Raw genomic sequence first — 25968 nt, 5'->3', positions numbered from 1 at the left:
AATAAATCCTCGATCCAAGTTCTCCCCTGGTGCTTCCCACACTAAGCTTTTCGTTTTTAAGGAGTATTTGAAAATTCGCAATTGATTATTGTAATTATAATTATATTGCTCTGGCACATCATACGAGAATTTACTAGCTACATACATATACTCGCCATTAGATGAGATTTGGACAAGAGCCGGCCCAATTCCGCTGCCTAGTCCGCTAGGTGATGTTAAACTAGATTGCAAATGAATGGAATCAAGATACACACCATTTTTATCGTACCGCGCAATGACCACTAAATATGGGTTGGCTGCATTTTGACTTCTATCTGCAAAGTAGAAGATTTCATCTCCGTCAATTTCCATAAGTGTGAAGCCAGAAGGTGTATCAAAATTAACCGTCCTTAAAAGCTCACCTGTAATTGAATTTCGTTCATAAAATGTATAGGGATAGTTTGGCAAACTATAATTTTGATTATAAGAATATAGCCGGTTCCCACCGAAAACCTTGTTGAATAATATTTCTGTAATTGGCACACTCCAAGTGGGTTTAGCAACAATATCTGCAGCAAGCTGATATTTTGTTCGTGAGTTCGCTCCATTTCCTGAGTTTGGGTATCCCACAGAAAAGTTTGCGTATACTCCATTTTTTGTCGATAGTGTAGTAGCATCCGCTTTCCATGCCGCTTTTTGGGCATTTCCGCCTTTGTATGGCGTCTTAGCCGTCCACGAACGTAATATCGATTGCGTCGAATAGTTAGTTATTGGTGGGCCGCTGTCTTCTCCCTGCCCTGGCTGCTGCGTAATTCCAAACACGTTAAAGTTAACTGAAGGAGCATAATTCAGAATATCGGTCGTGACAATTCCTGAATTTCCTTTCATTCCATAGTCTTCAGTTACTGAGGCGCGATATTGCCGCTTACCAACGGTCGTGTAGTTGACAGAATGTGTTGTTTTAAAAGCCCCATCATATAGCGGTTTCCACGCTTCTTCCTCAAAGTTTCCATCACCATCTTGGTCATAGCGTTCTTCAAGAAACAGATACTTTAGAATGTCACCGTCAGGACTCTCCGCATCGATATAAAGCATAAAGCCATTACCCCGATAAGACTCTTCAGGCGCTATCACTGCTACCGTTGGTGGTGCATCCGGTATAACCTCCATGATTAGATTCGCCCAATCACTTACTCTACCGGTTGTATCATAAACTCTACCCTCGATGCTGTACTCACCTAAATTAGCAGGCGTTACGGTAAACCACCCATTTGTATAGGCTGCATCGCCTACTTTTTTATAACGCATCTCTGACTTGCTAAAATCAATTTTTTCGCCTCTATCCTCTAAAGGAGTATACGAATTTAAGAGGTTGTATGGCCGCTCTAGAGGTCTCCCTTGTACCACACGTGTTATTCCTGATACGATGGCTACTGGTTTGGGATCTACAACCCGAAGTAATGCAGTATCCTTTTGAGATCCACCAAATTCATCAGTTACGATAATTTCAGCTGTATAGAAGCCAGGAGTATTATATGTGTTATACATAAACTCATAGTCTGTATTATTGGGTAGTACTGTACTCAAGTTTTCGGTGAATTTCCACGTATAGCCATTCAAACCTTTTGATCGATTAATAAGCGATGACTTTTCACCTGCAATGATAGTTGAAGGTTGAAATTCAATGTCCGCTATTAAATCAGGCTTAGGTGTAGGCGTTGGTTCTGGTGATGCTGAAGGAGTCGGAGTTGGTACTGCTTTATTGGCCACATTTATTATAAGCTCCGCCCACTCAGATACCTTTTTAGCGCTATTTGTTACGCGCAGCTCCACCACATATTTTCCTTCAGCTGCAAAGTCTTTGGCAGCTGGCTTGGTCGCTATCGTTTTACCTGCCGGATTCTTATATTTCCATTCTCGTATCGTGATAGCTTCCTTCCCTGGTGAATAAGAGAGTTTATCATCAAGTTTTGGATCTGCTGAAGGCTTAATTGTTATCTCTGGCTCGGTGCGATGATCTCCCTCAACGTGTGATATGATGGCCATTGGTGTGGTCGGCTCATTTAGCTTATTGACCATAATTTGAAATGCTTTTGTATTGTTAGTTTCATCTGTTTCCGTAATCTGGCCATTAAAGTCAGCCTTGGCCGACAACTTCTTAAGACCACTAGTCGCAAAGCTCGTACTAAATGTTACTGTGGAGCTTGCACCAGGAGCAAGGTTACTTATAGGCTTTGTAGGTTCAGGAGAACTGCCAAATAGGCCCACAACGAAGGAGCCGCTATTTTTATTTCCATTATTTTTGACGGTGACAACGATTGAGGTAGCTTGGTTCACATAGACCGCGTCGGGGTGTACGACCTTCGTTACTTCCAAATCGATTGTCTCTGGAATGACATTTATATCAAGTGTTTTCATAGGTTTTATTGTAAAGATTTCATACCACCAAGAACCGTCCGTCCATTCGCTCCACATTTGGACAACACCAGGAGTGAAATCAGTTGGCTTTTGTTGAATAATAGCGTAATCGAGCAATGTGTCGCTAGTCCAGCTTGCACCTTTGAGTGCATTATAGCTTGTTATAAAATTAGAAGAGTAAGATGGTTTGTTGTAGGGATCTACCATTTTAGATAACCACGCTGGAGCTTCAGGATTACGTGTAAAATCTATAGATTCTTTCAACCCTCTACGTTGGCCTTCAGGTTGAGCCCATGGCTTTTTAATCCAATTTTTCGCTACGCTGCCGGTTGCACTAGAGTCTGGTGGGAATCTCCAGTTCCTATAAACAGATCCGCTCGCATCCCAACCAAGATAACGATATTGTCCAGTCTTCTTGTCCGTCTCATTACCTGAAACTTCAGAAGGACTACCGTATACAACAACTGATTCACCTATGTTCAATGAATTAAGCAAATACTTTTCGTTAAGGGCTTTACAGTTTGAGCTCATTTTAGGAATTTTATAAACGCTTATTATCCCTTCAGCCTTTGTTCCGTAGCTTGGAGGAGATGGACATACCCCCGCCTCAACTCTCTGAGGTTGAAATGGTATTGAAGTAACAGTAACGACAACAAGCAACAAAAAAAGCAACTGCGCTCGCAGCTGCTTTCGAAATATTATTTTCATTTTTACTTAGCCTCCTATCCAAAATACAACACCGACATTATCGTTCGCTTTATACACTAGAAAACTACGTCCATCATATGTCGTTTTAATTGAATTTTTACCTTCAACAAATTTCATTCCATCTACTTTAATATAATTGGAATACGCCTTTTCATAAGATTGTGGATAGTACTGTTTTAAAAGATCCTTAAGCAAAGCTTTTACATCGGAAGATGGTTCATCAACATTTATTGTAGTTCTTTTTAATTCTGCATCATACTCGATCCATACATTATGATCCTCAAAAACATCTGATCCTTTTAAATTTACACCAACAGCTCCACGACTAATCGTAGTATGCCCTTTGAAACTAGGCAAAGATTGAATCAATGCATCAAGCTCTTTGTCTGTTTTAGGATAAGCAACCGGCTTAACTTGTGGATTTTTTGCCTTAAGAGTATTAGAGATCATCAGAACAGCTTCAGCTCGTGTTGCATTCTTGTCGCCACCCATTGTCCCATCTGGATAGCCCTTCAAAATCTCATTCTGTTTCGCAATTGCTAGGTAGCCTGACTTTACCCCATCCGCATCCTTGCCAAGCGCTCTAACTGTCATACGGGCAATCTCTTCACGAGTGATTTTCCGATTAGGCTCGAATTGTGATTCCTTATATTCATTCACCTTAATGATGGATTGTTTTAGACCTGTAGAGATCGATGCACGAAACCATCCTTTATCGTCGATGAAAGGTGTGTCTTGATCCTCTAACTTGTATTTCATCGCGGCTACCAACGATTTTGTAAACTCAGCACGAGTAATATTATCGTTAGGTTTAAAGCTTGTTGCACTATAACCATTAATCCAACCTTGACTCACTGCAGTATCGATCTCTGATTTTGCCCAGTGTGACTTTGTATCTGTAAAAGCAGCTGCAGCTGCTACGGTCTGCGACGCAAGCAATACTGTCACAAACGTCATGATTACGGCTAGCTTCATTTTTTTCATTGGGATCACTCCTATTTTCTATTTACCAAAATTAATCAATCTAGTTATCTAACTATTTTATCGACATTCTTGTTTTCTTATTAAACCCTTCACTTCCTTTCTTATAAAAATGTCATCTACTACCGATATGGATGACTACAAGCATCAAATCTACACTCTTTAAAGATATCAATTCTAGAGGTTAATAAAGTTAGCAAATCGTATGCAAAAAGTATGATTATTATAAACAAACCACTTCGATTATCGTTCCCGTTCCTCCACACGTTCCGCACATAGCGCATCCTCCTTCCTAAATATGGGTTATGAAAATTCGTATTCATTATGTTGTAACGCAATATCGTCGAACTGCGACACATTACTCCTTACTGGAGAAGGAGATTAAACTAACAGGCAGGAAATTTCAAACAATATGACGAAAAAATCTCGACATCGATTTACAGATACATTTTGGAAGGAAGAGGTGTTCACAATCCGAATCCATATCATCGGCGGCTCAGGAAGCGGCAAATCCTATATCGCGACTTTATTGAGCGGGAAGCTCGGGATCCCGCATTACGATCTAGACGATATTTTCTGGCATAATCAGTCGAATGAATACGGCGTCAAGGCACCGGAAGAAGAGCGGGACCGTCAGCTCAAAAAGATCATCGGATTTGATTCATGGATCGTTGAAGGTGTGTACAGGTCGTGGGTTGAGCCGAGCTTTGCCGCCGCAGATAAGATCGTCGTTTTGATGACACCCTTGTCCGTCCAGGAAGAACGAATATGGAGGCGCTATAAAGAGCGCATTACAGGCATCGTTCCAAGCAAGAAGCGCGAGACAATAGAAGGTATCCACAACTTGTTCGCATGGAATAAAGACTACAATTTGGTGAAGCTTCCTGATTTGATCAGCCGTTGGGAATATAAAAACAAAATGATTCTCGTTCGTGATAACCTGGATCTTCTTGAATTTCAATTGATATGAATTCGATCTGCGGGCTGTCGTAATTAAACTCCCTAACGGGAGACGATAGTTCAATTGACCGCCTTATGAGAGGCGGTTTTTTATTCCTCTCTGTCGCATTATGTGTCTACTACGAACACTTGATATTCGTTGAAGCTCATCAAACTTGAAAATCATCATCATGTTATGTCCAAGTGGAGCATTAACCATTTCATAGTTTGGGTGAAAATCTCCCTTTCCTGATACACATCCGAAAGGTACTTTACAAATCGAATTTCCAAACTCACGCCAAGCTGACTCTGCAGAATATTCACCGCATTTCCCAATCCAATAGTTACGAATTTTTTTAGGCAACTCTTCCCATGTAAGATACAAATTTTCACTGTCCCAAATATCGCAGATTCTTCTCCAGCCATGGTTTTCTTCGCAGAACTTTTGAGCTTGCAAGGAAGCTTGACTAACACTATAAAACTCATTAATCATCCCTAGTTCACCGCCTACGAATTCACAGTGATATCCTGATCACGATTATATTTTTTGCGGTAATCTTGATATACCTTCAATACCTCAGACTTTATTTCTTCAGGGATGTACTTTAGTGATTGCGAATCTGTAGCTGTCCATAGTACAGCTTCATGAAAGTCATAATTTTTTTCTCCATCATCATCTTTATATGGAATTTTCCGACCTACTATATGTTCTTCAGTTAATGTAATTGATGCTAGAGTTCCCCCACCTTCCACTAACAATTCAATAAGCATACAATTACCGCCACCATTATAAGATTCTTTTGATTTAATCCGCATATATTTTGTCCTCCTGGGCTATCAATTCTTCATTGTGCTGTTAGTTTTCTGCCTTAATTACCATAAACACAGGTGTCTCACGACGTTTAGGAGATGGTTTTTTCATTGAAGGAAGAGACATATATCCGATGCCACCAAAAACTAAAATGACAATAGCCATAAAAATAATTTTACTTAGTTCATACATATAAATAACCTCCTTCAGCTTCTTAACTCGAATTTTAGCAGTACTAATTCAAGTTGTAAACATGAAGGTTAATATCAATAAAAATGGCGAGTAAACCTTAAAGGTCTACTCGCCATTTTTGTCCTTATTTTCATTTTTTATCGTTTCGAATACCCCATGTTTCACTATTAAATCATTAGCATATGATTCCAATTTTTTATTTACAAGCGATGATAGCTTTTCCTTTTCTTCAATTACTTCTTTTTCAAGTGCAGTCCATTGTGCATCTGTTAAGAATAGGGACAATACTCGTTTTCTTTTTTGCTTCTTCAGGCCGTCTTTTCTTCCAGCCCCTAAACGAGCTCCACCCCAATTATTTGTCTTATCATTTTTTTCAGTGCTAGTATCATCCATAAAATAACTCCGCCTTCTTTTCTCTCTATAAGTTTTTCAAAATTAATTTTTCGCCAGCTTTGAAAGTGTTTTATCGTATTTTTCTGTTCCTTTTAGTGCTATTTTCAGTATGGCCTCGTCTGCAGCATGCACGATCCTTGGAGTTGTTTCGTTTTTATTTACCGCCATATCCGGATCCCTCTCTTTCATGCACCCACCCCCTTGTATTGAGCCTTGACTTAATTTGTACCTAGCATACGCAAGGGGCGTCATGTTTGCATTTAATTTTGAATTGTACCGTGTATTAATTAACTTGACTATAGTATAAACTTTTCTTCGCGATTTAAAAAGCCGGATTACAGCTGATTGTGCTATAGTCCTTTAAAATTACCTAACATACTCATGGCTGCTGCCTACGATGTAAGTGATATCGTCAGATACCCCGTAATATCGCGGATGCTTTACCTTCACGATCGCAATGATCGATGGCCCTTTTAACGTATCCGAGTAGTAGTAAGGTGGCCCGCTATGATAAAGCATTGGGAAATTGCCGGTCTCTATTTTTTCGAACCACACGAGCTCAAATGGATCCTTCCAGATGCCGCCAGGTAGAGGCTGCAGGAGTGAATTAAGCTTGAATGATGTCTGTAATGAGTTGAGCAATGCCTTCTCCGATTTCATGGGATCAAATCGGATCTTCCCCATTTCCAGCTCTTCTTCTATGATCTGCAGTGATGCGTCATGCGTTGCTAGATCCATACCTTCTTTTAGCCCAGCTTTTAACTTGGTTGACAGGTGTTCATCATGACTCCAAGCGCTATAGATAATGAAAATGGGCATCATTAAAAGTAGCATAATGACCCATTTCATGATCGCTCCTCAATATACTCACTCATGATGGAAATGGGGTAATTGTAGTCTCTAGCTTCGTCACTACCGAATAAATTAAAAATTTGCGTAGGTCCCTGCGGATACCGAAGCGTAACCTCGATTAACTCACCACGAGGCGCCGTTATCGTTGTGCCGGTGATCTGAATCTTATCGCGGTCAAAATAAACGGCTGTTAATTCATCCAAGATAGCCTCTTTTATTTCTGGCGTTATACGCCCTTCAATCGCCGCTAAATGTGCAGCTTCAAACGCTTTTTTCTGCAAGACTTGGTCTTTATAACTAATCGTTCGCTCCACGCCTGGCTGAAACAAGTAGTATAGGAAAATGGGTGTCAAAATGACAAAACCAATAACAATTTTCATTAAAATCGCCAGCATGCCTATCTAGACATGCTGGCTACCCTCCTTCCTTATTTCAAGACTGTGGGTACGGTTGTGCTGTTAGAAATAGTATGCGAGCGATCCCTCTGCACTTTTGCATCACCGAACGTTCCATCATCTGCAAAGATAGTTAAGCCAATCAATACAAACATTGCTGCGATTAGTAGAATAGTACCCATTGCTTCTTTCATTTTAAAATCTCCTCTCGCCCTCTAGGCGTTTTAGTTTAGTGCATCCATGAGGATGCTTTTATAGGCATTCGCGGCCATGTTCACAAAGTAAATGACCGAAATGATTGCTAAGAATACGACCGTATGGCCCATATACCCGTTTATCTTCAATCTTTGCTTGCGACGTTGCCTACGAAAATCCAAAAACGTATCGTAGTTCTTATCAAGTAGATCGACGGCCATTTCTGGGTTAGACTCATTGATTTTTTCAAGCAAATCCGCCAAAGTTTTTGCTTCCTTGGTTCCTACGCTCTCACCAAAAACTTTGAATGCGCGGGGACCATCCACCGGAAGATCTAATAGCAAACGATCTAGATCCGGACGAAGCGCTTTTGTAAAAACATTAAATTCCGTCAGCTTGGCAAATACGCTTTGGTAATGATCATTATTCTCCGCCTGATAATCATTAGAGAGCAGCATATAAAGATCAATAATCTCATCGCTCTTCTGCTTTTGCTTTTCTTTTCCGGCCATGACCAGGAATAAGCGTCCTGGCGCTATGGATGCCCCCGTCAACGTCAACAGATAGCACAAAGTAGCGATGACCATCCCCTTCAGTGGATACTGCTGATAGACCAGGAAAAATCCATGCAAAACAATAACAACAATAATGAAAAGCAAATCGCGATAAAATTTGTATTGCCAGGCCGAACCATTTTTCATAAATCCTGCAATCGAAAAGGCTGCATCCAAGCGATCATCTTGATAGAGCTGCGTAATTCGCCCCTTCTGACCACCCGCAAAATGAATGAATTGCTTGATTAATTGTGGCGGTGGACTACGGCGCCGAATATATAAAATTTCTCGTATAAACAGTGGTAGAGAGATCACCATCAGTAGATACAAACCTAACTTAAAAATAGGGATTAGCATGGGTTACACCTCAATTTTCGGCTTGGACAAAATCAAAGAAGTCACTAAGCCAATCACAACAAAAATAATACAAATGATTAATGCCTGTAAGGTCTTCGGATCATCAAATAAGACGTGAAAGATAGCCCCTTCAAACATTTTATTAATGCCAAAAATGGCAGCCGGTACAAGGAACAAAGGGATATAGCCCATGATAATAGAATCCGTATATTCCGATTTTTCGGACTCGACGATTCGTTTCGATTCTTGCATATCGGTATGCACTTTCTCCAAAGCTCGTCCAATATCTCGATTTTCTTTCGCGGCTTTGGTGAACAACACACCGAGCTGCTTCGACCAGCTATTATCGATTTGATAGCTAAAGAGCGCCACACCCTCACGGATGGCCATCTTACCCTGCAGCTGTAATACAGATACCAATGCACTAAATGCTCGTTTCATCGTTCCCTGCAATTCATCAGCCGTGTTATAAAGGGCATGATAGAGATCCCCATGAATCCCAGGGCTCCGGTATTTTAGAATAAGGAGCTCCGTTGCTTCAATCAAAGCATAGCTATTTTCTCTGCGAATATTGTAGAGCTTAACTCTAAGCAAACCGTAAGGCACGAGCGCCGTTATGCCTGCTAAACCAAATGCGCGTTTATTCCACCAGGTTACAAACTCCCCGCCGTTAAAGCCAAGTAACAGGAGCAGATACATGACGCTAAACACGCCACCACTGAAGATAAGAAACTGGTTAACGGAGTTACGATGAAACGTCTTACTGGTTGACCGAAGCAAAAGCTCTAAATGACTAAATGTTTGTTCCTCATCGTTTGCTTTCTTCGGCGTATTCAGATAAAGCGGCACACTCCATGACCGAAAAATCATATTCTGCAAAGCACCAATGAACCGGAAAGCAAAGCCTGTGTAAAGCAGCATAATCGCCGCTTTTAATATCATTTCAAGAGATAGATCGAGCTGGCTAATCATGCACTAGCCTCCTCCCCCTCAAGGCTGCTTAATGCGACCTCTATGTTGGATCCAAGCATTGGCTTATCTTCAGCTAGTCGTTTTAAAGCAAAGAAGGCTTGTTCGGCGTAATGCGGCGCGGTTTCTTTCATCTTTTGCATGGTATCTACAGATAAATCATCGCAATATGTCCAGCTGTTTTGTTCCATATCCCATCGCATAATGTCGTGACAACTCACCTCAAAGGTATACGGATCTAGCCTAACTTCCGTCATTCGTAGAAGTTTTTTTGATCCATCATCAAGCTCCTTCATGACAATGATGAGATGGATATTTTCGGCAACCCGAATCAACTCCTCGCGGTACTGACGATTTGGAAATCGCTGCAGTACGAGGCGAGCCAATTGACCAGGGATATTAGCTATACGCTCGGTATGATAGCTGGTCATGGAGCCGCCTTTACCGCGCTCACACGAAACAAGAAATAGTTCCGTTTCAATGCTGCGCGTTTCTCCCACAATCACAAAGAAATAATCGGAGCGCAGTACCAGGTCAAACACGCTATCATATTCTGCATCCGTCTTTACCACAAATTCAACGAGTTGATCATTCTCATGTAATTCGCTTAACTTTAATTCCGAATGGCCACGCTCAATGGTTACAGCCACTCGTCCTGGTCTGCGGCGTTCAGCATAGATAGCTTTAATCAGCGTACTTTTGCCCGAACGCACTTCTCCGGAAACAATCAAATTAAGCAACGCTTTTGATATTCCGCGTATCAGTGGCAGAGCTTCGGATGGAATACTCCCTGCCGCTACTAAGTCCTCCAGCGTCGGTGCTCGCATCGTTTGGTTACGAAAAATTATCGTAGGTCGACGAACGAGCGGCGGGATCATAATTGTTACCCTTGTCCCATCTACTAAATCGAGCTCTAACTTGGGATTGTGTTTATTAATGTGCGAAAATTCATCTTTCATCCTGATCTTTTCAATGATATTCTCGATAACCTCTTCCTCTGATTCGTATCCAAATGGCTGTAAATCAGGCTCGCCAGGAATATCAAAAAAAATCTTTTTCCCCATGATTCGTGCAGATTGGGATATGTGATACTTCGGATGATGATTCCACACCGAAATTGGACCGAGACCGAACGTTTGTTGAAAAACAGCTTCAACCAATGAATGATAATAGCTTGGCTGCATAATGTGCTGCAGTTGGTTCGTTTTTAAGTATTCTTCAATTTCACCCTTAAAAAGCTGCACGGCTTCTGTTATACCAACCACCGCATCGTGCTGCAGGGCCTGCCACTTTTTCATTTCTTTATCCGACCGCTCTTCATTTTTCTTTCTAAAGACCGTACGCACTTGTGTGCAAAGCGCTTTAAATTCATCCGTAAGGGCATTGTTGCTTGCTTTAAGCGCTACCGGCTGCTGCACGGCCTTACTCTCCAATTCCGAGATATGAAAATCTTTTTCACGCCATGCACCCATGATCGTATTCACCTCCTAGCAAACCATTTACTTTTTGGACTTTCGTTTTGCATGGGCCAGTTAAATCGTGATTGCAATAAATCAACCATACGTTTGAGCTGCTCGTTATATTTTGGGTGCTCTACTGTAGTCAGCAACCGACGTTCCATTTCACAGAGCATGCCATCCTCTTTTAGATCGGGTAACCATCCTAGCATCGAGGCAGCCATACTACGCTCAATCTCTTTGGTGTCTCCCCACTGCTTCGACCATTTATTGATGAGTAACAAAAACGACATCGGTTGCTCGTGATTGACCATCCGAAGCAAAGGCGCAAATCTTTGCCAGTTGGCCAGTGCAGATGGCTGCTGCGTCGTTACGACGATCCGCATATCCGCATACAGTAAAGCTTGCAAACAGAGATTATTATCGGGATTAGATCCGGCATCAATCAGTACGATATCAAAAGCCTCCCGTGCACAAGCGATGACATGTGCTACTGATTCCGACGAATACCGGTACCGTTTCGTCGGATCCGCATTGCCTGCCAAAAAGGCGAAATGCTTCGTTTGGTGCATATGAGCGACCAGTTCTGTTGGCGTTAGAATGCCACCGTCTTTAATTTGGGTATACAAGTCATGCAGATAGGTACCGGAGTAGGTGATAAACACATCACCTGGCGTAAAAGCATCCAGACCAATGACGGCGACTTTCCGATCCATCCGTTTTCCGATTTCTTCAGCTAATGACAAGGTGCTGCCTGTTAATCCGGTTTGAGATTTCGCGCCAACCAGAGCAATAACTTGCCCCCCATTGCGAATAGCCGGCGCGCCACCCATAAATTGTTGATGCACGTACTCCACCAATTGCTCTATGGTTCGCTTCGGTCGGCATACGCCGATACCGATTCGCTGGCATACAAGCGCTGCGTCTTCGGTGACCCCCGTGTCTGCTTTATAGCTGAGCAGATAAACCAGATTCTTTCCCTGTAAGAGCTCTACAACGCTTTCCAATTCATGCGGTTGTACCAGCCGGTCCGATATTAAGACCACCTGGCAGGTTTTAAATGTTTCCTGAATCAATTCCGGTTTCGTTACTTCTGAAGAAGAAAATAAGGCTTCGGTTTGTGCAGCCTGGCGCAATTGGCGACTTAATTCTTGATCATTTCCGATAAACCCAATGTTCATGAGCCATACCCCACAATAAATTGATAGCCACCGGCAGCTTTTTCCGACAAGAGTTTCAGTTGATCCGGCGTTAATTGCAGCTCTAGCTTACGCCCACGAACCGTTGCATCCACCCGTACATTCGGATTCACGTTACCCTCAGCATTCTTGACTTCATTTGAGCTCGCATCCTTGTAATAAGCAACCACGATATCCTCTATCACCTTCTCCGCCTGAGATAGCAGCGGCTCCGCAATGCCTGATTCTGGATTGATTTTCTCGATATCAGTCGGCACTGCGAATATCGTAATTCGGTCAAGCCTCCGCAAACTGCCTGGTACCGATAAAATCCAATCCTCCGGCATCTCCACCACCGTTGCTCCTGGTACACTGAGCAAAGACGTCTTATCTACGCGATTGATGGTCATTTGATCGCCGGCTTCAATCAGTTGCAAGGCTTCTTGGCCTACAAGTAAATGAGCATCCTCTTCCGGAATGGCACCAGAAATCACATAATCTTCTTTAATTCGGACAATCAAAAGATCGTCCTCCGTTATCGCCTCATGCGGAAGCATCTGCCTGGATGCTACGACTACATTTTGTGTATCCATTAAAACGGTCCACCTCGTATCGAGGAAGTAGAGCAGCACGAGCATAGCCACCATGGCAAATAGATAAAGCAACATTCGATTTACTTTTTTCAGACTTACTTTCATATCGTTCTCCTTTCGTTACGAAGATTTAACTTTGAACCACTGAGTACGGAGCTCAGCAATCGGTGCGTCTTTGCCCTGCCAGTAAATCGCCTCCGGTAATGCTTCGAGCAGCTGCTCGAAGAGAATCTCTTCTTGCGCTCGATTACCCGTAGACTCTTGCGGAATCAGCTGAACTACCCGCTGACATGCTTCCGGCAGTGTCATGACCTGACTTAATCTCTTCAACTCCACAAACGCGACGATATCTTGCTCGGTAAGCTGCCTTCGATTATTATCTTTCCGTTCAAACACATAACCGGCTTGTTCCATCATTGGCAACCAGCGGCGCAAGCTGCTCTCCGCCATTTGTAGTTGTTTGGCAACATCGTTCATCGCAATCTCTTTCACTCTTGCAGCTCCTTTCACCTCAGGTGTTCAGGTATGATTTGATGGTGATCGGTTACTATGATCGCTATATCATCAACTGATATGATGACGATTAAGCGATCAGTGAGCGCTGGCTGCCATAGCCTGCCTAGCAAGATTCCCACCTCCAAACCTTCCATCCATTTCGTGTGGCTCTTGTTATCTATTACAAGCATAGCAAGGATTTTGAAGGCAATCGTTCGCAATTCGTATGCAAAAAGTATGATTATTTTTCGTGGTTATCCACATTAAGCTAAACGATCACTCCAATGACATAGCGATCAATAAAGAAAAATGTGAGCATCATCAGGGAGAGCAGCGCCACACTACCTGTTAAAAAAGCAAATTTGATATGCATTAGAATTTGAGAACGAATAAATAGTGCAAAAGCAACGTCGTACTGAATCTTCCTTCGACTCACCTTATAATCATGTGTAGTATCATGGCCAACTGTCATACTTCGATCACTCCAGACTTTTATGAGAGCAACATCGACTTTTAAAAATTTAGCGAGAACTTCAGGATTAGTATCAACAATTCTAATCATTTACTCAGCTCTTTTCCGTCAATTTCATGACAAAGGCCGATCCTCAGCGGATCGGCCTTCGTTATTATTTATAAAAATGTGCCAGGACGTTTATCAAATCTTCCGGGTGCAACGTCCCTAAATACTTATCAATTTTGTCATGATTAAGCGGTACAAACATGGAACATCGAGCTACCGATGGCTTCTGAAGGCCAGCTGCTTGCCAATATACTAAAGCGAGATCTCGACTATCGTTCCCTCGCTCTTCATGCGAAGTCACTTTGATCACAATCGAGCGTTTATCCTTCGTATCTAAAATAATTCCTGGTCTTAGCTTTTCCTTTTCCCCATCATCAAATGGATATAACACCAAATAAACATCGCCGCGATTATGATTCATATGGACAAATAAAAAGAGACTATAGGTTGATATACCTTAGTCTCTTATCCCCTTATTTATTTGATTCTTATGATAATCTTCTTCTAGCTTCTCTAAATTTTGTTCCGCCTGCAGCCAGAGATCCGGCAGCTGAACATCGATCTTTTGATTAGCAACCGCTAATCGTTCTTTCAACGATTTATTGGACTTTTTCTCCAAGTAAAATCGCCTCCCTTATGGAATAATCTCTTGCTCAACGATACCACAATTCCTTATAGCACTCAAAGATTATGATGACCGTTACTTCCGATCTCCCATATATTCTTCTTTTGCCTCTTCAATATGCTGTAGGGTAATGTCTGTCTTCCTCAAAATCGACTTCCGCTTTGCTTTCATATAGATTTGCTCCATCTCTGCAAAGCTACATGAAGCGAGAGCAATGGCTATATCATCAATCAGCTGATTCTTCTCATAATTATCAAATAGCTTTTGCGTGTAAATCCTTCGTTCTGAATCCGTTGGCGGATCATACTTCATTTTGGTGTCAAATCTTCGCCATACTGCCGTATCTAATTCTTCATCCAAATTGGTTGCGGCAAGTAATATGCTTTCAGATTGAAACTCGTCCAGGCATTGGAGCAGTGTATTCACCACGCGAGACATCTCTTGCACATCTCTTCTTCCAGATCGATTCCTCGCAATAGCATCAAATTCATCTAAGAAAAAAACACAAGGATTCTGAATCGCATAATCAAATATTTTTCGAACGTTTCCCGCCGTCTCCCCTAAATAGCTTCCGATAATGGTATCCAGGCGAACAAGGATAAGTGGTAACCCTAGCATATGTGCTAAATAAAAAGCAGTTATGGTTTTCCCCGTGCCAGGAGGACCATACATTAGAATCTTATTCGGCATGGGTACTCCCTGTTCCGCAAAAGACGCCTTAAGCTCGTAAATCTCAAGAACTTCATCTATGATATTTCGATTGATCTCACTAAGTACGAGTTTTTGAGATTTAGTCTTACAAGCCTCGGCCGTATGCATGACTGCCATATCTACATCCTTACTCATGGGTAATTTAGCAGTATTCATTTGCTATTCTCCTTTCATTTTAATGAGTTCCCTCTATTGGTTCCCATCATTGGTTCCCATTATTGGTTCCCAGTTAAAACAAGCAGAAAACCTTATAGAATGGGGATTTTCAATCGGTTTCATATACATAATTTGAGTGGGAACTAATCAACGGGAACCAATAAATAATTATTACCAAATAGAAGCAGTCTGTTTTTAATCTAAATTCATACTCTACTGTCATTTAATTATCTTGAAGAAATGCCTGCATGACTTCATCTGACCAGGCTATCGTATAACCGGCTCGCGTGTTTTCGGGAGGATTTAAAAAACCATCATCTACAAGCTGCTGCATATATTCTAAAACCTTTTCTTTCCGGATCGAAAACACTTCACGCAGCTCCGAGCTCTTAGCGGATCGATGTTCGCAAATATAGCGTTTCATCTTTTGGAGAATTTCTGTTTGCTCATGTTCATGCTGTGCTTCAGCATCACGAACCAATGGTCTCATTTTCGCATCCTTATCGTATGGACCAATCACGTTATCATTTAGCATCCGTTCAATATGCCTTGTCGCTGCAGCATAACTTATTCGCAATTTCCTCTGTACTACCTCCATCGAAAATCCTCCGTGTTCGCGTACTATGGCAAGTACCTGCTCATATTCACTCTTCGGATGATCATCGGTATAGCTTGGCTGCTCGGTTTTATCAGCTTTCGGATCAGCTCCATCCGTCTCCTGGTCAGCTTCCCATGGCGGCTGATCCTCATTCGAGGTCGTTCCTGTTTCGCTGTCCTCTTCTGGCATCGTCCATTCGTTTTGCTTTCCAGTATCCTTTGACCAAAAAGTTTTTAATGCCTCAATTAACTCTGTTGCTTCATTATCAATCGCACTCGTTGCAGCTGATTGGAATCGTTGCAACGTCCCCCCTTGAATCATGCACACGCCATCCCCGTACCCTAGCAATGGAGGAGCTCCACGATCAAGTACCGTCCGATAATCAACCGCACTCTGCAGCCGGAAGGCCACCCGTGAAGGAAGATTTGCTTTAATCACACCCGTCACCACATTCACACTTGGTCGCTGCGTTCCTAAAACCAAGTGAATACCAGCGGCACGAGCCATTTGCGTAATCCGCTGTACACCGTCCTCTACCTCATCACCAGCTACCAACATGAGATCCGCATACTCATCGATAATGACCACGATATAGGGCAGCTGGTCTTGCTTCATCTTGCCATTGTAAGCCTCCAAATTACGTACGCCAGCTTCTGCAAACTTTTCATAGCGTTGATCCATCTCCATAATGACTTTATTAAAAGCGAGCATTGCTTTACGCATATCTGATACTGGCGGCACAAGCAAATGCGGCAGCCCTCGATAGACGGTAAACTCGACCTGTTTTGGATCAATGAGCAGCAATCGCAATTGCTTCGGTGATCGGGTGAGTAGTAACGAATTGATAAGTGTATTAATGCATACCGATTTACCCGAACCGGTTGCACCCGCGATAAGTAAATGCGGCATACGTGCTAAATCCTGAAGAATAGGCTTTCCAAGAATATCCTTACCGAAAATTACGGGCAAGGCTGCATCCTCAGCAAAAGCTATAAGTTCGTGTACCATATCCCGCATATAAACAAATGCACGGTCGGCTTGTGGCACGACAAAGGCTGCTGCACTTCTAAATTGCGGAGCAGACGTCACATCAAACCCCATATGGTGACCAATATGATTAGCAATATCTTCTTTCTTGCTAATTAATTTGGAGAGCTGCACTTTCGGCGGCAATTGAAAGGAAATCGCTTGAAGCGTCGGACCACTCTCTACTGCTAAAACATCAATTTCACCTTCCAACGGAATACCGGCCAGCTGCAGGGCATCAGAGATTAGCTGACCAGCCCCCTCAACTCGCAATGTAGATGTAGAATGTGGTTTAGGATTAACCGGCAAATATGAAAAGGGAGCGATCAATGGACCATCCGATAAGGGATTAGTTGGAGCACTCATCAATTGGTTGGTTGAAACATCAGAAACACTTACGGGCTGTGACTCTACCTGCCCCTGAAGAGCGCTTACTGGCATCATGATCGGTCGTTCTCGTTGCTTCCATTCGCGATATCGCTCCAACCATCTAAGCCGGTTGCGCCATACATATTGCATGGCTGCAGGCAACGCTACAAACAAACCAAATAGCATAAGTACATAGCGGATGAGCTGCAGCGCAAATAGCGATATCACCTCTGGCACATTTAGAAATTGCAACGCAATACAAACCGCCAGCGTAATTCCGCATATGCGTGTTAGATATTGTGCAAAGCTTTCTTTTTCATTTGATTTCCCTTTCCCCCCACCCTCCATGAATGAATCAGCCTCCCTGCATCATCTGTTGTATAAAACTACGTACCCGTTCGCTTGTCCGATAAGCATTTTCTTGAATTAATGGCCACCATTCCGACGCCTCATGACTTGCAAAATCAAAAACATCATTTAAGTTCTTTACGACCATAAAAATCAAAAATAAACCGATTATGGTCCAAATCCATTTCGGTATGACAAAATTGTTCCCCTGCCGGTGTAGGAACCACAGTACCAGACCAATAAGGATTACAAGGGTGGACATAATAAATCACTCCTTCAAATTGAGCAGCACACTATAAAATTTGGTGACACCAATCCACCAGCCTGCATGCTCTGCGTAATAGCCTCGTGGGTTGTCCTTCGCGCTAAGCCATTCAATCGCATTACGATTGCTTGGCCGATCCTGCGAAAGCTTTACAATCGTCTTTGCAGCGATCAACGCAGATTGCTCTGTGGTGAGTGTCGCGCCTTTGCCGCTACACCAGCATCCAAATACATTCCAAGGGTTTTTAACGATCAGTTCTGCATGTTTTTTGGTGATCGGAACAAAGGATTGTTCTTGCCCTGTGATCGCAAGTAAAAGCATAGGATCGACGTTTTGCGCCTTTCCTGCCTGATCGATGGCACTTAAAATCGAGCGGTCAGCAAGCGCTGATTTTTTGCTCACTAAGAAGCGATTAGCCAGTGCAATATCGAGCGGACGATAAGACAATTCGCTTGATACTTGAATGACCGGCTGCACATAATCAAGTGGATTAGCTCGTTTATTATTGACACGCACTTCAAAGTGTAAATGAGGACCCGTCGAGCGCCCCACTTTACCTGCACCGATCCTGCCGATTCGCTGCCCTTTGTTTACGACGCTCCCTGGCTCTACATCCATTCGCGTATCCAAGTGTCCATAGATGCTCACCAGCCCCCCACCGTGATCAATATAGATCGCTTGTCCGAATGTACCCAGCGTTCCCGCAATGGTTACTGTGCCGGAAGCGATCGCATAGATCGGCTGCAGCTCTGTGTTCGCAGCACCATCAGCAATATCAATGCCGCCATGCGCTTCTGCGCCTTCGCCAATATCTCGTATACCAAAATACGACGTAATGCGCGTAATCGATGGCACCGGCCATTGATAATTGCTGCCGTCGGCATCGAGCTGGATCGGTCCCCAAGAACTTCCTAACGCTCCTTGGTTATTCAAACTCCCCTCCTCAGCAAATAAGAGAAAGGGGAGAACGGTGAGCAGCATAATAAGAACAATCAGAACAGCTAAAATTATAAGGACGACTGAAGCCGGTGTACCTAGCAGAAGAATTAACTTATAGATAGCACGGGCTTTCTTTACGGTTTGTACTGTATTGGTGATGGAACCTTGCATTTTCCCACCTACCCTGCCTGTTTAAGACCACGAGTCTTGTACAAAGCGCTCTCTTCAGGAGGTACCACCATGACCAGCTCATCATATTTTTTGTGATACTCCAGGATGTATTGATTGGTATCTTCGTTTTGTGATATGCGCTCCTGAATTTCCATCGGCACATTGGAGTGCTCAGCAAGCTTTCTAATCGCTGATTGCTCCATGTAGAAATAAACGCGAACACTCGTGTTTTCCCACATGCCCTCGCCCTCTGCTGTATCGAGCATAATCGCTGGCGTATTAGATCCAAGGATCATCATGCCGTTCCACTTCCGTATCGCTGTATACCAAGCAAAAATCTCGCGCCTCATTTCTGGATTTTTCGTTTGTCGCTGACCTTCATCCACTAGCACCGCTGAAAAATAAGCGCCTTCGAATTTCAACCATTGAATATTGGAGTTTACAACGTCAATGGCCATCGACATTTTAAGTTGCGATTGTTTGGCTAGTTCATCTTTATCGTCGCTATTATCCGTTTGACCCGTTCCGACTTTAATGACGGTAAGTTTTGTCTTTTGAAAGGTGATGGACTCTTCAATTTGAAAAATGCCATCATAAATGCCAATAAAGTAAATCTTGATGGCATCGTACAAGCTTTTAGCTGCCGGATTTTCTTTCTTCGCTTCCTCGGCTATCTCCTCAAAAGCACGATGAATGGTTGGTCGCGGACCCGTATATGGCGCATCCCACGTTTCTGGCTTCTCTTTCACAATGCCAGCTTTGTCGAACACACGTTTAATCGCTTCACCTGCCTCAAAAAGCTCTGCCTTAGCTAAGCCATCTGCAAGCAGCGAGAAGGCGCGAACACCATTATCAATGGCTTTCCCTCGCCTTGAACGATTAAAGTTAATGCAATCCAAATCCAATTCAGGTAGCGCAGGCATAATCGTAAGCGGCTCATAGTAGCGGCCTTGGTCTGCCGTATGATCGATATAAACCCCGCCTACATATTCGCAAAGATCGCGCCACTCGCCGTCTAGATCGAAAACAAATACATGTATGCCTTCCTCTAGCAACGAAACAACTAAGGCTTTTAAAAAGTAGGATTTACCTTGTCCTGTTTTACCGAAAACCGTAATATTTTGTGCTCTTGGATCATCGGGATCACAAATATTAATAAAGGTAAAAGAGCCGTCTTCTGTCCGTCTGCCGAAATAAGGACCTTGCCCATCACTAGATCCACTTCTTGTCATGGGATAGGTGCGCGCAGCTGCGGTATCCGTGGTCACATGGCCATAATGCTTTTTGTTAAAGAACTCGCTATTTGGCGTGTGGGGATCAAATATAGGACTCGTCTGCCTCAGCGCCTCCTGCTGCTCAAATGGCAGATTATCCAGTTTGCAATCTAGCTCATCAAACCAGAGTTTAAGTTTTACTTCGACTGCATGGAGCTGATGGCGCTTTGGAGCTGTAATCGTAAGATAGGTATAAACGTCAAGCAGTTTGCGATTGTCCTGCTGCTTCGCATCGCGTAAGGATAAAATCGTTTCTTTCGCTTGCACTTCCGCTTTTCTAGCTGGATCGTCTTCCTGCTGCTTGGCTATCGACACGGTTAGCCGGTTTAATTTATTTTTTAGTGATAGATTCCATGTCACATCGCTGGCTGCATAACGAATCGTTTTACGCAGCGTAGCGCCTTCCTTGCCCACCAGCTCATCGAGCTTGTCCAGGTAGCCGGTGAGCAGCACCGGTGGATATCCCTTAATCATCAGTACGCGCACAAAGTGGCCACTTTTATCGTCTTTACCATCAATAACATTGACTACGGTTTCTGATTTTTCTTTTCGCCAATTTTTAACTAGCCGCTTGGTTTCCGCTAACATGGGACTGTTCCTCCTCTACCTGGATAAAATGAACAACCGCTTTAGGATCTAAGACAAAAGGTCGGCCCTGGAAGAGCCACCGGCTTGCCTCTTGAAAATGCGGGAATGTAAGTGATACACGCTGGCCCCATTTCTCCTTAAGCAGCGTAGCCATATGACTTGTCATAGGTTCTTCACACTGGTTAAGCCATACCTCGCCATGCCAGCTCTCTGCCGCTTGCTCCCATTGCAGCCAGTGGTGATAATCACCATCTACAATCGCAACCGCTTGACCAAGCTTTAGCAGCTCTGCTCGTGAGGGGTGCGCAAAGGGAAGATCAACCAAGACCGGACCCTGTTCCGAAAGCTTGCGAAGAAGACGAATGGTTTCCTCAATGTGAGGACGCTGCTCTTCACTTGGCAGCCACAAGGTAAGCCCTGGTGCATTCCGTGACGTCCAAGCTTCCCATCCTGGCTCCGAGCTTGATACGCGCAGCGGATTGAGATACGTATGCGTACCACGATCCGGTGATAAGTCCACCACGTGTAGAATTACACCCTCACCGCTTTGCGCAACAGCCATATTGGCCGTTAAAAATGACTTCCCGCTAGAGGTGGGCGAAGTCAGAAACAAGATCCCCTGAAGAGCAGACATAAGTTGCTGTTCCTTCTCCTCTTCTTCACCCTGCAGGGTTAGATCCGATAGTGAATCTGCTATGTGTAATAAATCATCCAGGACTTCCTTCCTTGGTCTCCTCGATTTCAAACGCGCTAGAATGCGATGTAATGCATTGCCTGCCCAGCGTAAGCCATAGCCGACTTTTCTCGCCAGCGTAATAAGACCAGCCGTTATGACCGCTAAAACGCCTTTGCGAGGTGGGCTATCCGTTTGTTCCTTCTCTTCATGGTCAACCTCTTCTTCCTTGCTATCCTCCTTTGCTAACGATATAACAAGCTCTTCAGGCGCCTCTTGCTCCCAATTCCCCTCTGCTGCCATCCAACGCTCCCAGCTGATTGGATCTAACCAGCGGCCAATGAGCTCCGGCATGCTAAGCCCTGATAGAATCGTTACCTCGTGGCCTGATGCCGTTAGCGGATCTAATACACGCTGCAGCTTTTCGCGCAGCTCCGCGATCATGCGAAAGCGCTGGCGCTCTTCTTTGGTCATTTCGGTTGTTTCGTCATCACGTTCACGCGAATCGATTTGGTATTCCATGACGGATAAACGCAGCACATACACGCTCCGCTTTGCTTCACCGCTTTCAGCCATGTTCCGCCACATCGTTATACGGTTTTGCTTCAGAGCTGCCATACCTTCGGAAGCTACCGGTTTATTAGCTTTAGCTGTCCATAACTCGTGCTGATAGTCCGAAATCTGTTCAGAAGATATCGAAGCCTCAAAACGTTCGCTTGCGCATGCCCTTAAAAATTGTTCAAAGCCGTTAATTCGTTGTTTCTTTTGGTTGTAGACCGCGGTTTGCCATGGATCTGCTTGCAACGAAATGACCATATGCAACATTTTGCCGCTGCGATAAAACCAGCCATCACTCTCAGCACCAAGCAGCTGCTCCATCTCATCACCGGTGCCTGTATTTTTTTGCCGAATATACCGATAACGACGACGACGCCGATAAGACCATGAAAATAATCGTCCGAATATGGATAAGACAAAGATCAATAGCAGTCCAGGGATCTTAATCCAAAATGGCAAAGGCAATAAAAAAAGGAATCCGCCTCCGAAGAGCGTATTCCCCATTACCCAAGCGATATCATTAAACGTCAAACCCAGATACTGTATATCCTCTCGTATATCCCCTAAAAAATAAGCACTCAACAACTCATTTTCCTGTTCTTGCCGACTGAGATCCTCTGCCACCTATTTCCCTCCTTTCTTTTTACTTGTTCCTTCATGCTGCCGCAACATATCCGCTTGCAGCTTTTCAAAACTGCCCATATCCATCCCATTTAGCGGTTGTTGCCCATGATCTACTGGCATACCGTCTATAATGACCATGATTTTTCCGGACATGGTCCGCCAGAAAGGCAGCCTATTTTCCCGATATAGCTTATGGACTTCTTCTAGTCGTTTGGCTTGCGTTTCTCTTACCATAATGTAATTCTCTGTTACATTTGCCTCAAAACCAGCAAGTAAATCAGTATCACCGCTGGATCTCAATTGCTGCTCAAGATCTGCCAAATATTGCGATCCCCGCGGCAAATCAAAACGCACATAAGGTGTACTCTCCGTGCGAAGGTTTTGCAGCAATGGCAAAATTTCTGGCATATCAATCTCCGGAATCCATAGCTGTCCATTTACCAGCTTCAATTGCTTGACCCATGGATACTGTTTTCCCTTTTCACTCAGCTGGTTATAGGCCGATTGTGCTTCGGTTGTACTTAAATTGGTTTTTGTATAAACCGGCAGTTTCTCCGTTAAAGCATCAAGTGTTTCCCTACTTGCTTCAGACTTCGTAAAGCGGCGGATATCCTGCTTGTCACTATCAATAAAGACACCATTTTTGGTATAACCATGACTGGCTGCTGACTTGATCTGCGCATCCTGCAGCTCGCGCATAACAGGTCTTACCGTTTTCTCTACTAACAGCTCACCGGTGCCTGCGTTGTATGCTATACCCTTACCATACGTTTGTTCGAGATGACCGACTATTTTCTCCATGTCTCCTCGACTTTCTTGATCCACTCGAATGACGGCACCTGATACAAAGCCCTCCGGTTTTAGCTGATGTTCAAGTTCGTGCGCAGGGATATCTAGTAAATTCAAGCCATGATTCGTCACTTCTTGACCAGCTTCTTTCATAACCACGTTACCCGTTTTATGCTTCCACACGGCAGGCGCTTCGTATTTCACACCCTGCAATGCTTCAGAACCACCACCGGTCATGATTGATTTCATGATGGCTTTTTGCACATTTCGCTCTTGCATCCGTCTGCCAACATCGGCTACACGGTTACTTGACTGTGACCAGCTTAAACCTTTTCTTTGGAGCGCTTCTGAGCCAAATCGCTTACCCATTGCATTTAAAGCCATTGAGCTGCGATGACCAAACGTTCCTAACTTTTCGACGGCTTGACCACCATTGAGATGTACCGGCATTTTAGCCGCTAACCATACCGGACGGAGCCAAACAAAGAAGAGGAGCACAAACAACACAATGGCGGTGATCGGAGCAGCAATAGCAGGATGGATGCCAATGTCCGACATAAACCCAATATCCGCCCCAAAGTCTGTTTGCGCTTTAACAAAAATCGCCCAATACACAGCCATCAGGTAACCCGCAAACAAGGTTCGAGTATAAATGTTTATAAATCCTACCAGTGTTTCTAGCTTTCCGGAATACGCTGTATAAGCTATCCAGAGTCCTACAAAGATGGCCATGATAATGACAATAATACTTTTAAGCATCGACAGCACAAAGGATGGCACAATAATCCCCGATACATCAAAAAACAGTATAAAAATACCGCCTTCTGTTTCTGCCATTAATTGTCCGAGCGACATGCCGGCATACGCAGGATTCGTTATACTGTCGATGCCGATTACCAATGACTTTAGGATCTCTTCACCCGTTAAATTTTGATACGTAATGTCAGCCTTGCCGATAATGCCAGCGAGCGTCAATTGTGTGAGCCAGTTTAAACCCACGTTTATAAAATTCATAACCGATAGGCTTACACCGGCAGATATAAAGCTCCATAAAAATACTTTTAAGAGCTGACCCATCTCTTTTTTGCCCTTTATAATCTGGATGGATAGCATACCAATACCTACCAGTAGCGCAACTAAGCTAATGATGGAAATAATCGACCACCCTACAAATACTGCTTTGATATCAGCAATATGAGGGGTAAACAAGTAACTCTTTGCAAATGTCCCATATAACGGTGCAAGAAACTCATCCGTCCAGCCGATAACTACGCCATCGATAGCATCTTTAATTAGCTTACCCGACATGAGATCCTGAAACGTTTGGGTTATATCGCGGAACTGACTACCTAAGTCCGTCACCCATTCCGGTATATACCATTTATCATTGCTCTCTTTTGGCTCCTCCACTGCAGCAGCCAAATAGGTGTAAAAAACATCTTGCATCACATCGTCCACCCCATTTTCCCCAAAACATTAAAGATGCCCTCTAAGATAGCAAACATCCCTGAAGTGACGAAGAGCATAATAATAGCGAGCGCAATCCCCATCCGTTTCCAAAACTTTGAATCATTCAGATTGGCCTTCGCCAACTTCACCTGCCATAAGAAAAGGATCATTTTATACAGCCAGTAGACAAGGGCGATGGTGGATACGATAGTGGCAAAGGTGCCTGCAATGACAAGCACCCATTCCAGCGCCCCCAACTGATTGACATCAATAGCGTACATTTTCTTCATCTTCTTGAGATAAGCTTCCGACGTTTCCGATGCGAGATAACTAAGCATTACATACCGGAAGTAATATCTTGTGTGCTCGTCCAGTTATATACCTGCTCCAGAAAGTCTAGGAATAGACCGGAGAAGAAGAAGAAGATAATGAGGAATACAACGCCCGTTTCAATCCAAAACTTCTTATTACCCATACTTTCTTTTGCTTGTTTGACTTTTATGCCAAAACGGATAATATCGTATATGCTGTAAACCAATAGGAAGATAATCATAAACGTAATTGGGACCATCACGACATAAAACATGAAACCAAGCCCATCAAGCAGTTTCCAATCGAATTTGAAATACTTCTTTAGTTTTGTAATTGGATTACTCTCATCTGCCGCATAGGCCATCACCGGCATCATCCAAACCATAATCATCATAGGCAGCCATACCAACCATTTTTTAATCTTCATTGTTAAAAACACCTTCCGTTTGTAGGATTTTTATAGGACTATTGCTCATTTGATCTCTTTCAATCGAAATGTTTGTAGGA

30 protein-coding genes are annotated in these 25968 nt (G+C 43.4%); 1 reads left to right on the top strand and 29 read right to left on the bottom strand.

Annotation, left to right across the window (positions count from 1 at the left end):
• Together AB4Z50_RS26020 and AB4Z50_RS26015 are read right to left on the bottom strand one after the other, a co-directional pair.
• Positions 1-3105, bottom strand: a 3105-nt coding sequence (locus tag AB4Z50_RS26020) for an Athe_2463 domain-containing protein (RefSeq protein WP_441883511.1), incomplete at its 3' end; no start/stop codon positions are given.
• Between the two features lie 6 nt (positions 3106-3111).
• The gene (locus AB4Z50_RS26015) at positions 3112-4089 is read right to left on the bottom strand and encodes an S-layer homology domain-containing protein (RefSeq protein ID WP_441883508.1); all 978 of its coding nucleotides are present in this window, start codon (positions 4087-4089) and stop codon (positions 3112-3114) included.
• 409 nt (positions 4090-4498) lie between these two features.
• On the opposite strand from AB4Z50_RS26015, the gene AB4Z50_RS26010 reads away from it, so the two are divergent.
• Positions 4499-5056, top strand: coding sequence for a hypothetical protein (locus AB4Z50_RS26010; protein ID WP_441883507.1), 558 nt, complete (start codon positions 4499-4501; stop codon positions 5054-5056).
• Positions 5057-5119: 63 nt separating this feature from the next.
• Here the strand turns inward: AB4Z50_RS26010 and AB4Z50_RS26005 are convergent, their stop codons facing one another.
• The 27 genes from AB4Z50_RS26005 to AB4Z50_RS25875 form a co-directional block, all read right to left on the bottom strand.
• A complete protein-coding gene (locus AB4Z50_RS26005; RefSeq protein ID WP_441883506.1) occupies positions 5120-5518 on the bottom strand; it encodes a hypothetical protein in 399 nt (132 codons plus the stop codon).
• A 14-nt stretch (positions 5519-5532) separates the two neighbouring features.
• Entirely contained in the window at positions 5533-5841 is a 309-nt protein-coding gene (locus AB4Z50_RS26000) for a hypothetical protein (RefSeq protein WP_441883504.1), read from the bottom strand.
• A 40-nt stretch (positions 5842-5881) separates the two neighbouring features.
• Positions 5882-6028, bottom strand: coding sequence for a hypothetical protein (locus AB4Z50_RS25995; protein ID WP_441883502.1), 147 nt, complete (start codon positions 6026-6028; stop codon positions 5882-5884).
• A gap of 105 nt (positions 6029-6133) precedes the next feature.
• Complete coding sequence (locus AB4Z50_RS25990) at positions 6134-6421, bottom strand: hypothetical protein (RefSeq protein WP_441883500.1); 288 nt, start codon at positions 6419-6421, stop codon at positions 6134-6136.
• Between the two features lie 42 nt (positions 6422-6463).
• Positions 6464-6610: a hypothetical protein gene (locus tag AB4Z50_RS25985; RefSeq protein ID WP_441883498.1), complete on the bottom strand. Its 147-nt coding sequence runs from the start codon at positions 6608-6610 to the stop codon at positions 6464-6466.
• Between the two features lie 177 nt (positions 6611-6787).
• Positions 6788-7240 carry a hypothetical protein gene (locus AB4Z50_RS25980; protein WP_441883496.1) on the bottom strand — a complete coding sequence of 151 codons (453 nt, stop codon included), beginning with the start codon at positions 7238-7240 and terminating at the stop codon, positions 6788-6790.
• A 26-nt stretch (positions 7241-7266) separates the two neighbouring features.
• Positions 7267-7668 (bottom strand): hypothetical protein, encoded by a 402-nt coding sequence (locus tag AB4Z50_RS25975; RefSeq protein ID WP_441883494.1) that lies wholly within the window; start codon positions 7666-7668, stop codon positions 7267-7269.
• A 32-nt stretch (positions 7669-7700) separates the two neighbouring features.
• Complete coding sequence (locus AB4Z50_RS25970) at positions 7701-7862, bottom strand: hypothetical protein (protein WP_441883492.1); 162 nt, start codon at positions 7860-7862, stop codon at positions 7701-7703.
• Positions 7863-7892: 30 nt separating this feature from the next.
• Entirely contained in the window at positions 7893-8774 is an 882-nt protein-coding gene (locus AB4Z50_RS25965) for a hypothetical protein (protein ID WP_441883490.1), read from the bottom strand.
• Positions 8775-8777: 3 nt separating this feature from the next.
• Positions 8778-9746, bottom strand: coding sequence for a hypothetical protein (locus AB4Z50_RS25960; RefSeq protein WP_441883488.1), 969 nt, complete (start codon positions 9744-9746; stop codon positions 8778-8780).
• The gene (locus AB4Z50_RS25955; protein ID WP_441883486.1) at positions 9743-11215 is read right to left on the bottom strand and encodes an ATPase, T2SS/T4P/T4SS family; all 1473 of its coding nucleotides are present in this window, start codon (positions 11213-11215) and stop codon (positions 9743-9745) included. Before AB4Z50_RS25955 ends, AB4Z50_RS25960 begins: the two co-directional genes overlap by 4 nt.
• Before the next feature lie 8 nt (positions 11216-11223).
• On the bottom strand, positions 11224-12246 hold the full coding sequence (locus AB4Z50_RS25950; RefSeq protein ID WP_441883484.1) for an AAA family ATPase: 1023 nt from the start codon (positions 12244-12246) through the stop codon (positions 11224-11226).
• A 131-nt stretch (positions 12247-12377) separates the two neighbouring features.
• The gene (locus AB4Z50_RS25945; RefSeq protein WP_441883482.1) at positions 12378-13076 is read right to left on the bottom strand and encodes an SAF domain-containing protein; all 699 of its coding nucleotides are present in this window, start codon (positions 13074-13076) and stop codon (positions 12378-12380) included.
• Positions 13077-13091: 15 nt separating this feature from the next.
• The gene (locus AB4Z50_RS25940) at positions 13092-13463 is read right to left on the bottom strand and encodes a hypothetical protein (RefSeq protein WP_441883480.1); all 372 of its coding nucleotides are present in this window, start codon (positions 13461-13463) and stop codon (positions 13092-13094) included.
• 14 nt (positions 13464-13477) lie between these two features.
• Positions 13478-13657 carry a hypothetical protein gene (locus tag AB4Z50_RS25935; RefSeq protein WP_441883478.1) on the bottom strand — a complete coding sequence of 60 codons (180 nt, stop codon included), beginning with the start codon at positions 13655-13657 and terminating at the stop codon, positions 13478-13480.
• A gap of 77 nt (positions 13658-13734) precedes the next feature.
• Positions 13735-14028, bottom strand: coding sequence for a hypothetical protein (locus AB4Z50_RS25930; protein WP_441883476.1), 294 nt, complete (start codon positions 14026-14028; stop codon positions 13735-13737).
• Between the two features lie 64 nt (positions 14029-14092).
• A complete protein-coding gene (locus tag AB4Z50_RS25925) occupies positions 14093-14407 on the bottom strand; it encodes a type II toxin-antitoxin system PemK/MazF family toxin (RefSeq protein ID WP_441883474.1) in 315 nt (104 codons plus the stop codon).
• A 36-nt stretch (positions 14408-14443) separates the two neighbouring features.
• Positions 14444-14605 carry a hypothetical protein gene (locus AB4Z50_RS25920; protein ID WP_441883472.1) on the bottom strand — a complete coding sequence of 54 codons (162 nt, stop codon included), beginning with the start codon at positions 14603-14605 and terminating at the stop codon, positions 14444-14446.
• Between the two features lie 81 nt (positions 14606-14686).
• The gene (locus AB4Z50_RS25915) at positions 14687-15478 is read right to left on the bottom strand and encodes an AAA family ATPase (RefSeq protein WP_441883470.1); all 792 of its coding nucleotides are present in this window, start codon (positions 15476-15478) and stop codon (positions 14687-14689) included.
• Positions 15479-15701: 223 nt separating this feature from the next.
• Positions 15702-17819 carry an FtsK/SpoIIIE domain-containing protein gene (locus AB4Z50_RS25910; RefSeq protein ID WP_441883468.1) on the bottom strand — a complete coding sequence of 706 codons (2118 nt, stop codon included), beginning with the start codon at positions 17817-17819 and terminating at the stop codon, positions 15702-15704.
• Positions 17820-17826: 7 nt separating this feature from the next.
• Complete coding sequence (locus AB4Z50_RS25905; RefSeq protein WP_441883466.1) at positions 17827-18081, bottom strand: hypothetical protein; 255 nt, start codon at positions 18079-18081, stop codon at positions 17827-17829.
• Between the two features lie 6 nt (positions 18082-18087).
• Complete coding sequence (locus AB4Z50_RS25900; RefSeq protein WP_441883464.1) at positions 18088-19194, bottom strand: M23 family metallopeptidase; 1107 nt, start codon at positions 19192-19194, stop codon at positions 18088-18090.
• Between the two features lie 8 nt (positions 19195-19202).
• Positions 19203-21056, bottom strand: a complete 1854-nt coding sequence (locus AB4Z50_RS25895) for a helicase HerA domain-containing protein (protein WP_441883462.1) — start codon at positions 21054-21056, stop codon at positions 19203-19205.
• On the bottom strand, positions 21028-22911 hold the full coding sequence (locus AB4Z50_RS25890) for a hypothetical protein (protein ID WP_441883460.1): 1884 nt from the start codon (positions 22909-22911) through the stop codon (positions 21028-21030). The genes AB4Z50_RS25895 and AB4Z50_RS25890 overlap by 29 nt, the downstream gene beginning before the upstream one ends.
• Entirely contained in the window at positions 22912-25146 is a 2235-nt protein-coding gene (locus AB4Z50_RS25885) for a hypothetical protein (protein WP_441883458.1), read from the bottom strand.
• A complete protein-coding gene (locus AB4Z50_RS25880) occupies positions 25146-25487 on the bottom strand; it encodes a hypothetical protein (protein WP_441883456.1) in 342 nt (113 codons plus the stop codon). Before AB4Z50_RS25880 ends, AB4Z50_RS25885 begins: the two co-directional genes overlap by 1 nt.
• Positions 25487-25888 (bottom strand): hypothetical protein, encoded by a 402-nt coding sequence (locus tag AB4Z50_RS25875; RefSeq protein WP_076269575.1) that lies wholly within the window; start codon positions 25886-25888, stop codon positions 25487-25489. Before AB4Z50_RS25875 ends, AB4Z50_RS25880 begins: the two co-directional genes overlap by 1 nt.
• Positions 25889-25968: the final 80 nt, after the last annotated feature.

The organism is Paenibacillus sp. 2TAB26 (assembly GCF_052115145.1).
In the GTDB taxonomy this organism is placed as follows: Bacteria; Bacillota; Bacilli; order Paenibacillales; family Paenibacillaceae; genus Pristimantibacillus.
This window is presented reverse-complemented; position numbering and strand designations above follow the sequence as displayed.

What these genes read in the sequence shown, in the direction of transcription:
- AB4Z50_RS25885 (WP_441883458.1), bottom strand. Translation starts at nt 25,146, where the DNA reads ATGCAAGATGTTTTTTACACCTATTTGGCTGCTGCAGTGGAGGAGCCA.
- AB4Z50_RS26005 (WP_441883506.1), bottom strand. Translation starts at nt 5,518, where the DNA reads ATGATTAATGAGTTTTATAGTGTTAGTCAAGCTTCCTTGCAAGCTCAA.
- AB4Z50_RS25925 (WP_441883474.1), bottom strand. Translation starts at nt 14,407, where the DNA reads ATGAATCATAATCGCGGCGATGTTTATTTGGTGTTATATCCATTTGAT.
- AB4Z50_RS25980 (WP_441883496.1), bottom strand. Translation starts at nt 7,240, where the DNA reads ATGCCCATTTTCATTATCTATAGCGCTTGGAGTCATGATGAACACCTG.
- AB4Z50_RS25910 (WP_441883468.1), bottom strand. Translation starts at nt 17,819, where the DNA reads ATGGAGGGTGGGGGGAAAGGGAAATCAAATGAAAAAGAAAGCTTTGCA.
- AB4Z50_RS26015 (WP_441883508.1), bottom strand. Translation starts at nt 4,089, where the DNA reads ATGAAAAAAATGAAGCTAGCCGTAATCATGACGTTTGTGACAGTATTG.
- AB4Z50_RS25895 (WP_441883462.1), bottom strand. Translation starts at nt 21,056, where the DNA reads ATGTTAGCGGAAACCAAGCGGCTAGTTAAAAATTGGCGAAAAGAAAAA.
- AB4Z50_RS26010 (WP_441883507.1), top strand. Translation starts at nt 4,499, where the DNA reads ATGACGAAAAAATCTCGACATCGATTTACAGATACATTTTGGAAGGAA.
- AB4Z50_RS26000 (WP_441883504.1), bottom strand. Translation starts at nt 5,841, where the DNA reads ATGCGGATTAAATCAAAAGAATCTTATAATGGTGGCGGTAATTGTATG.
- AB4Z50_RS25990 (WP_441883500.1), bottom strand. Translation starts at nt 6,421, where the DNA reads ATGGATGATACTAGCACTGAAAAAAATGATAAGACAAATAATTGGGGT.
- AB4Z50_RS25900 (WP_441883464.1), bottom strand. Translation starts at nt 19,194, where the DNA reads ATGCAAGGTTCCATCACCAATACAGTACAAACCGTAAAGAAAGCCCGT.
- AB4Z50_RS25880 (WP_441883456.1), bottom strand. Translation starts at nt 25,487, where the DNA reads ATGCTTAGTTATCTCGCATCGGAAACGTCGGAAGCTTATCTCAAGAAG.
- AB4Z50_RS25995 (WP_441883502.1), bottom strand. Translation starts at nt 6,028, where the DNA reads ATGTATGAACTAAGTAAAATTATTTTTATGGCTATTGTCATTTTAGTT.
- AB4Z50_RS25985 (WP_441883498.1), bottom strand. Translation starts at nt 6,610, where the DNA reads ATGAAAGAGAGGGATCCGGATATGGCGGTAAATAAAAACGAAACAACT.
- AB4Z50_RS25960 (WP_441883488.1), bottom strand. Translation starts at nt 9,746, where the DNA reads ATGATTAGCCAGCTCGATCTATCTCTTGAAATGATATTAAAAGCGGCG.
- AB4Z50_RS25970 (WP_441883492.1), bottom strand. Translation starts at nt 7,862, where the DNA reads ATGAAAGAAGCAATGGGTACTATTCTACTAATCGCAGCAATGTTTGTA.
- AB4Z50_RS25955 (WP_441883486.1), bottom strand. Translation starts at nt 11,215, where the DNA reads ATGGGTGCATGGCGTGAAAAAGATTTTCATATCTCGGAATTGGAGAGT.
- AB4Z50_RS25930 (WP_441883476.1), bottom strand. Translation starts at nt 14,028, where the DNA reads ATGATTAGAATTGTTGATACTAATCCTGAAGTTCTCGCTAAATTTTTA.
- AB4Z50_RS25905 (WP_441883466.1), bottom strand. Translation starts at nt 18,081, where the DNA reads ATGTCCACCCTTGTAATCCTTATTGGTCTGGTACTGTGGTTCCTACAC.
- AB4Z50_RS25965 (WP_441883490.1), bottom strand. Translation starts at nt 8,774, where the DNA reads ATGCTAATCCCTATTTTTAAGTTAGGTTTGTATCTACTGATGGTGATC.
- AB4Z50_RS25975 (WP_441883494.1), bottom strand. Translation starts at nt 7,668, where the DNA reads ATGCTGGCGATTTTAATGAAAATTGTTATTGGTTTTGTCATTTTGACA.
- AB4Z50_RS25935 (WP_441883478.1), bottom strand. Translation starts at nt 13,657, where the DNA reads ATGCTTGTAATAGATAACAAGAGCCACACGAAATGGATGGAAGGTTTG.
- AB4Z50_RS25875 (WP_076269575.1), bottom strand. Translation starts at nt 25,888, where the DNA reads ATGAAGATTAAAAAATGGTTGGTATGGCTGCCTATGATGATTATGGTT.
- AB4Z50_RS25915 (WP_441883470.1), bottom strand. Translation starts at nt 15,478, where the DNA reads ATGAATACTGCTAAATTACCCATGAGTAAGGATGTAGATATGGCAGTC.
- AB4Z50_RS25945 (WP_441883482.1), bottom strand. Translation starts at nt 13,076, where the DNA reads ATGAAAGTAAGTCTGAAAAAAGTAAATCGAATGTTGCTTTATCTATTT.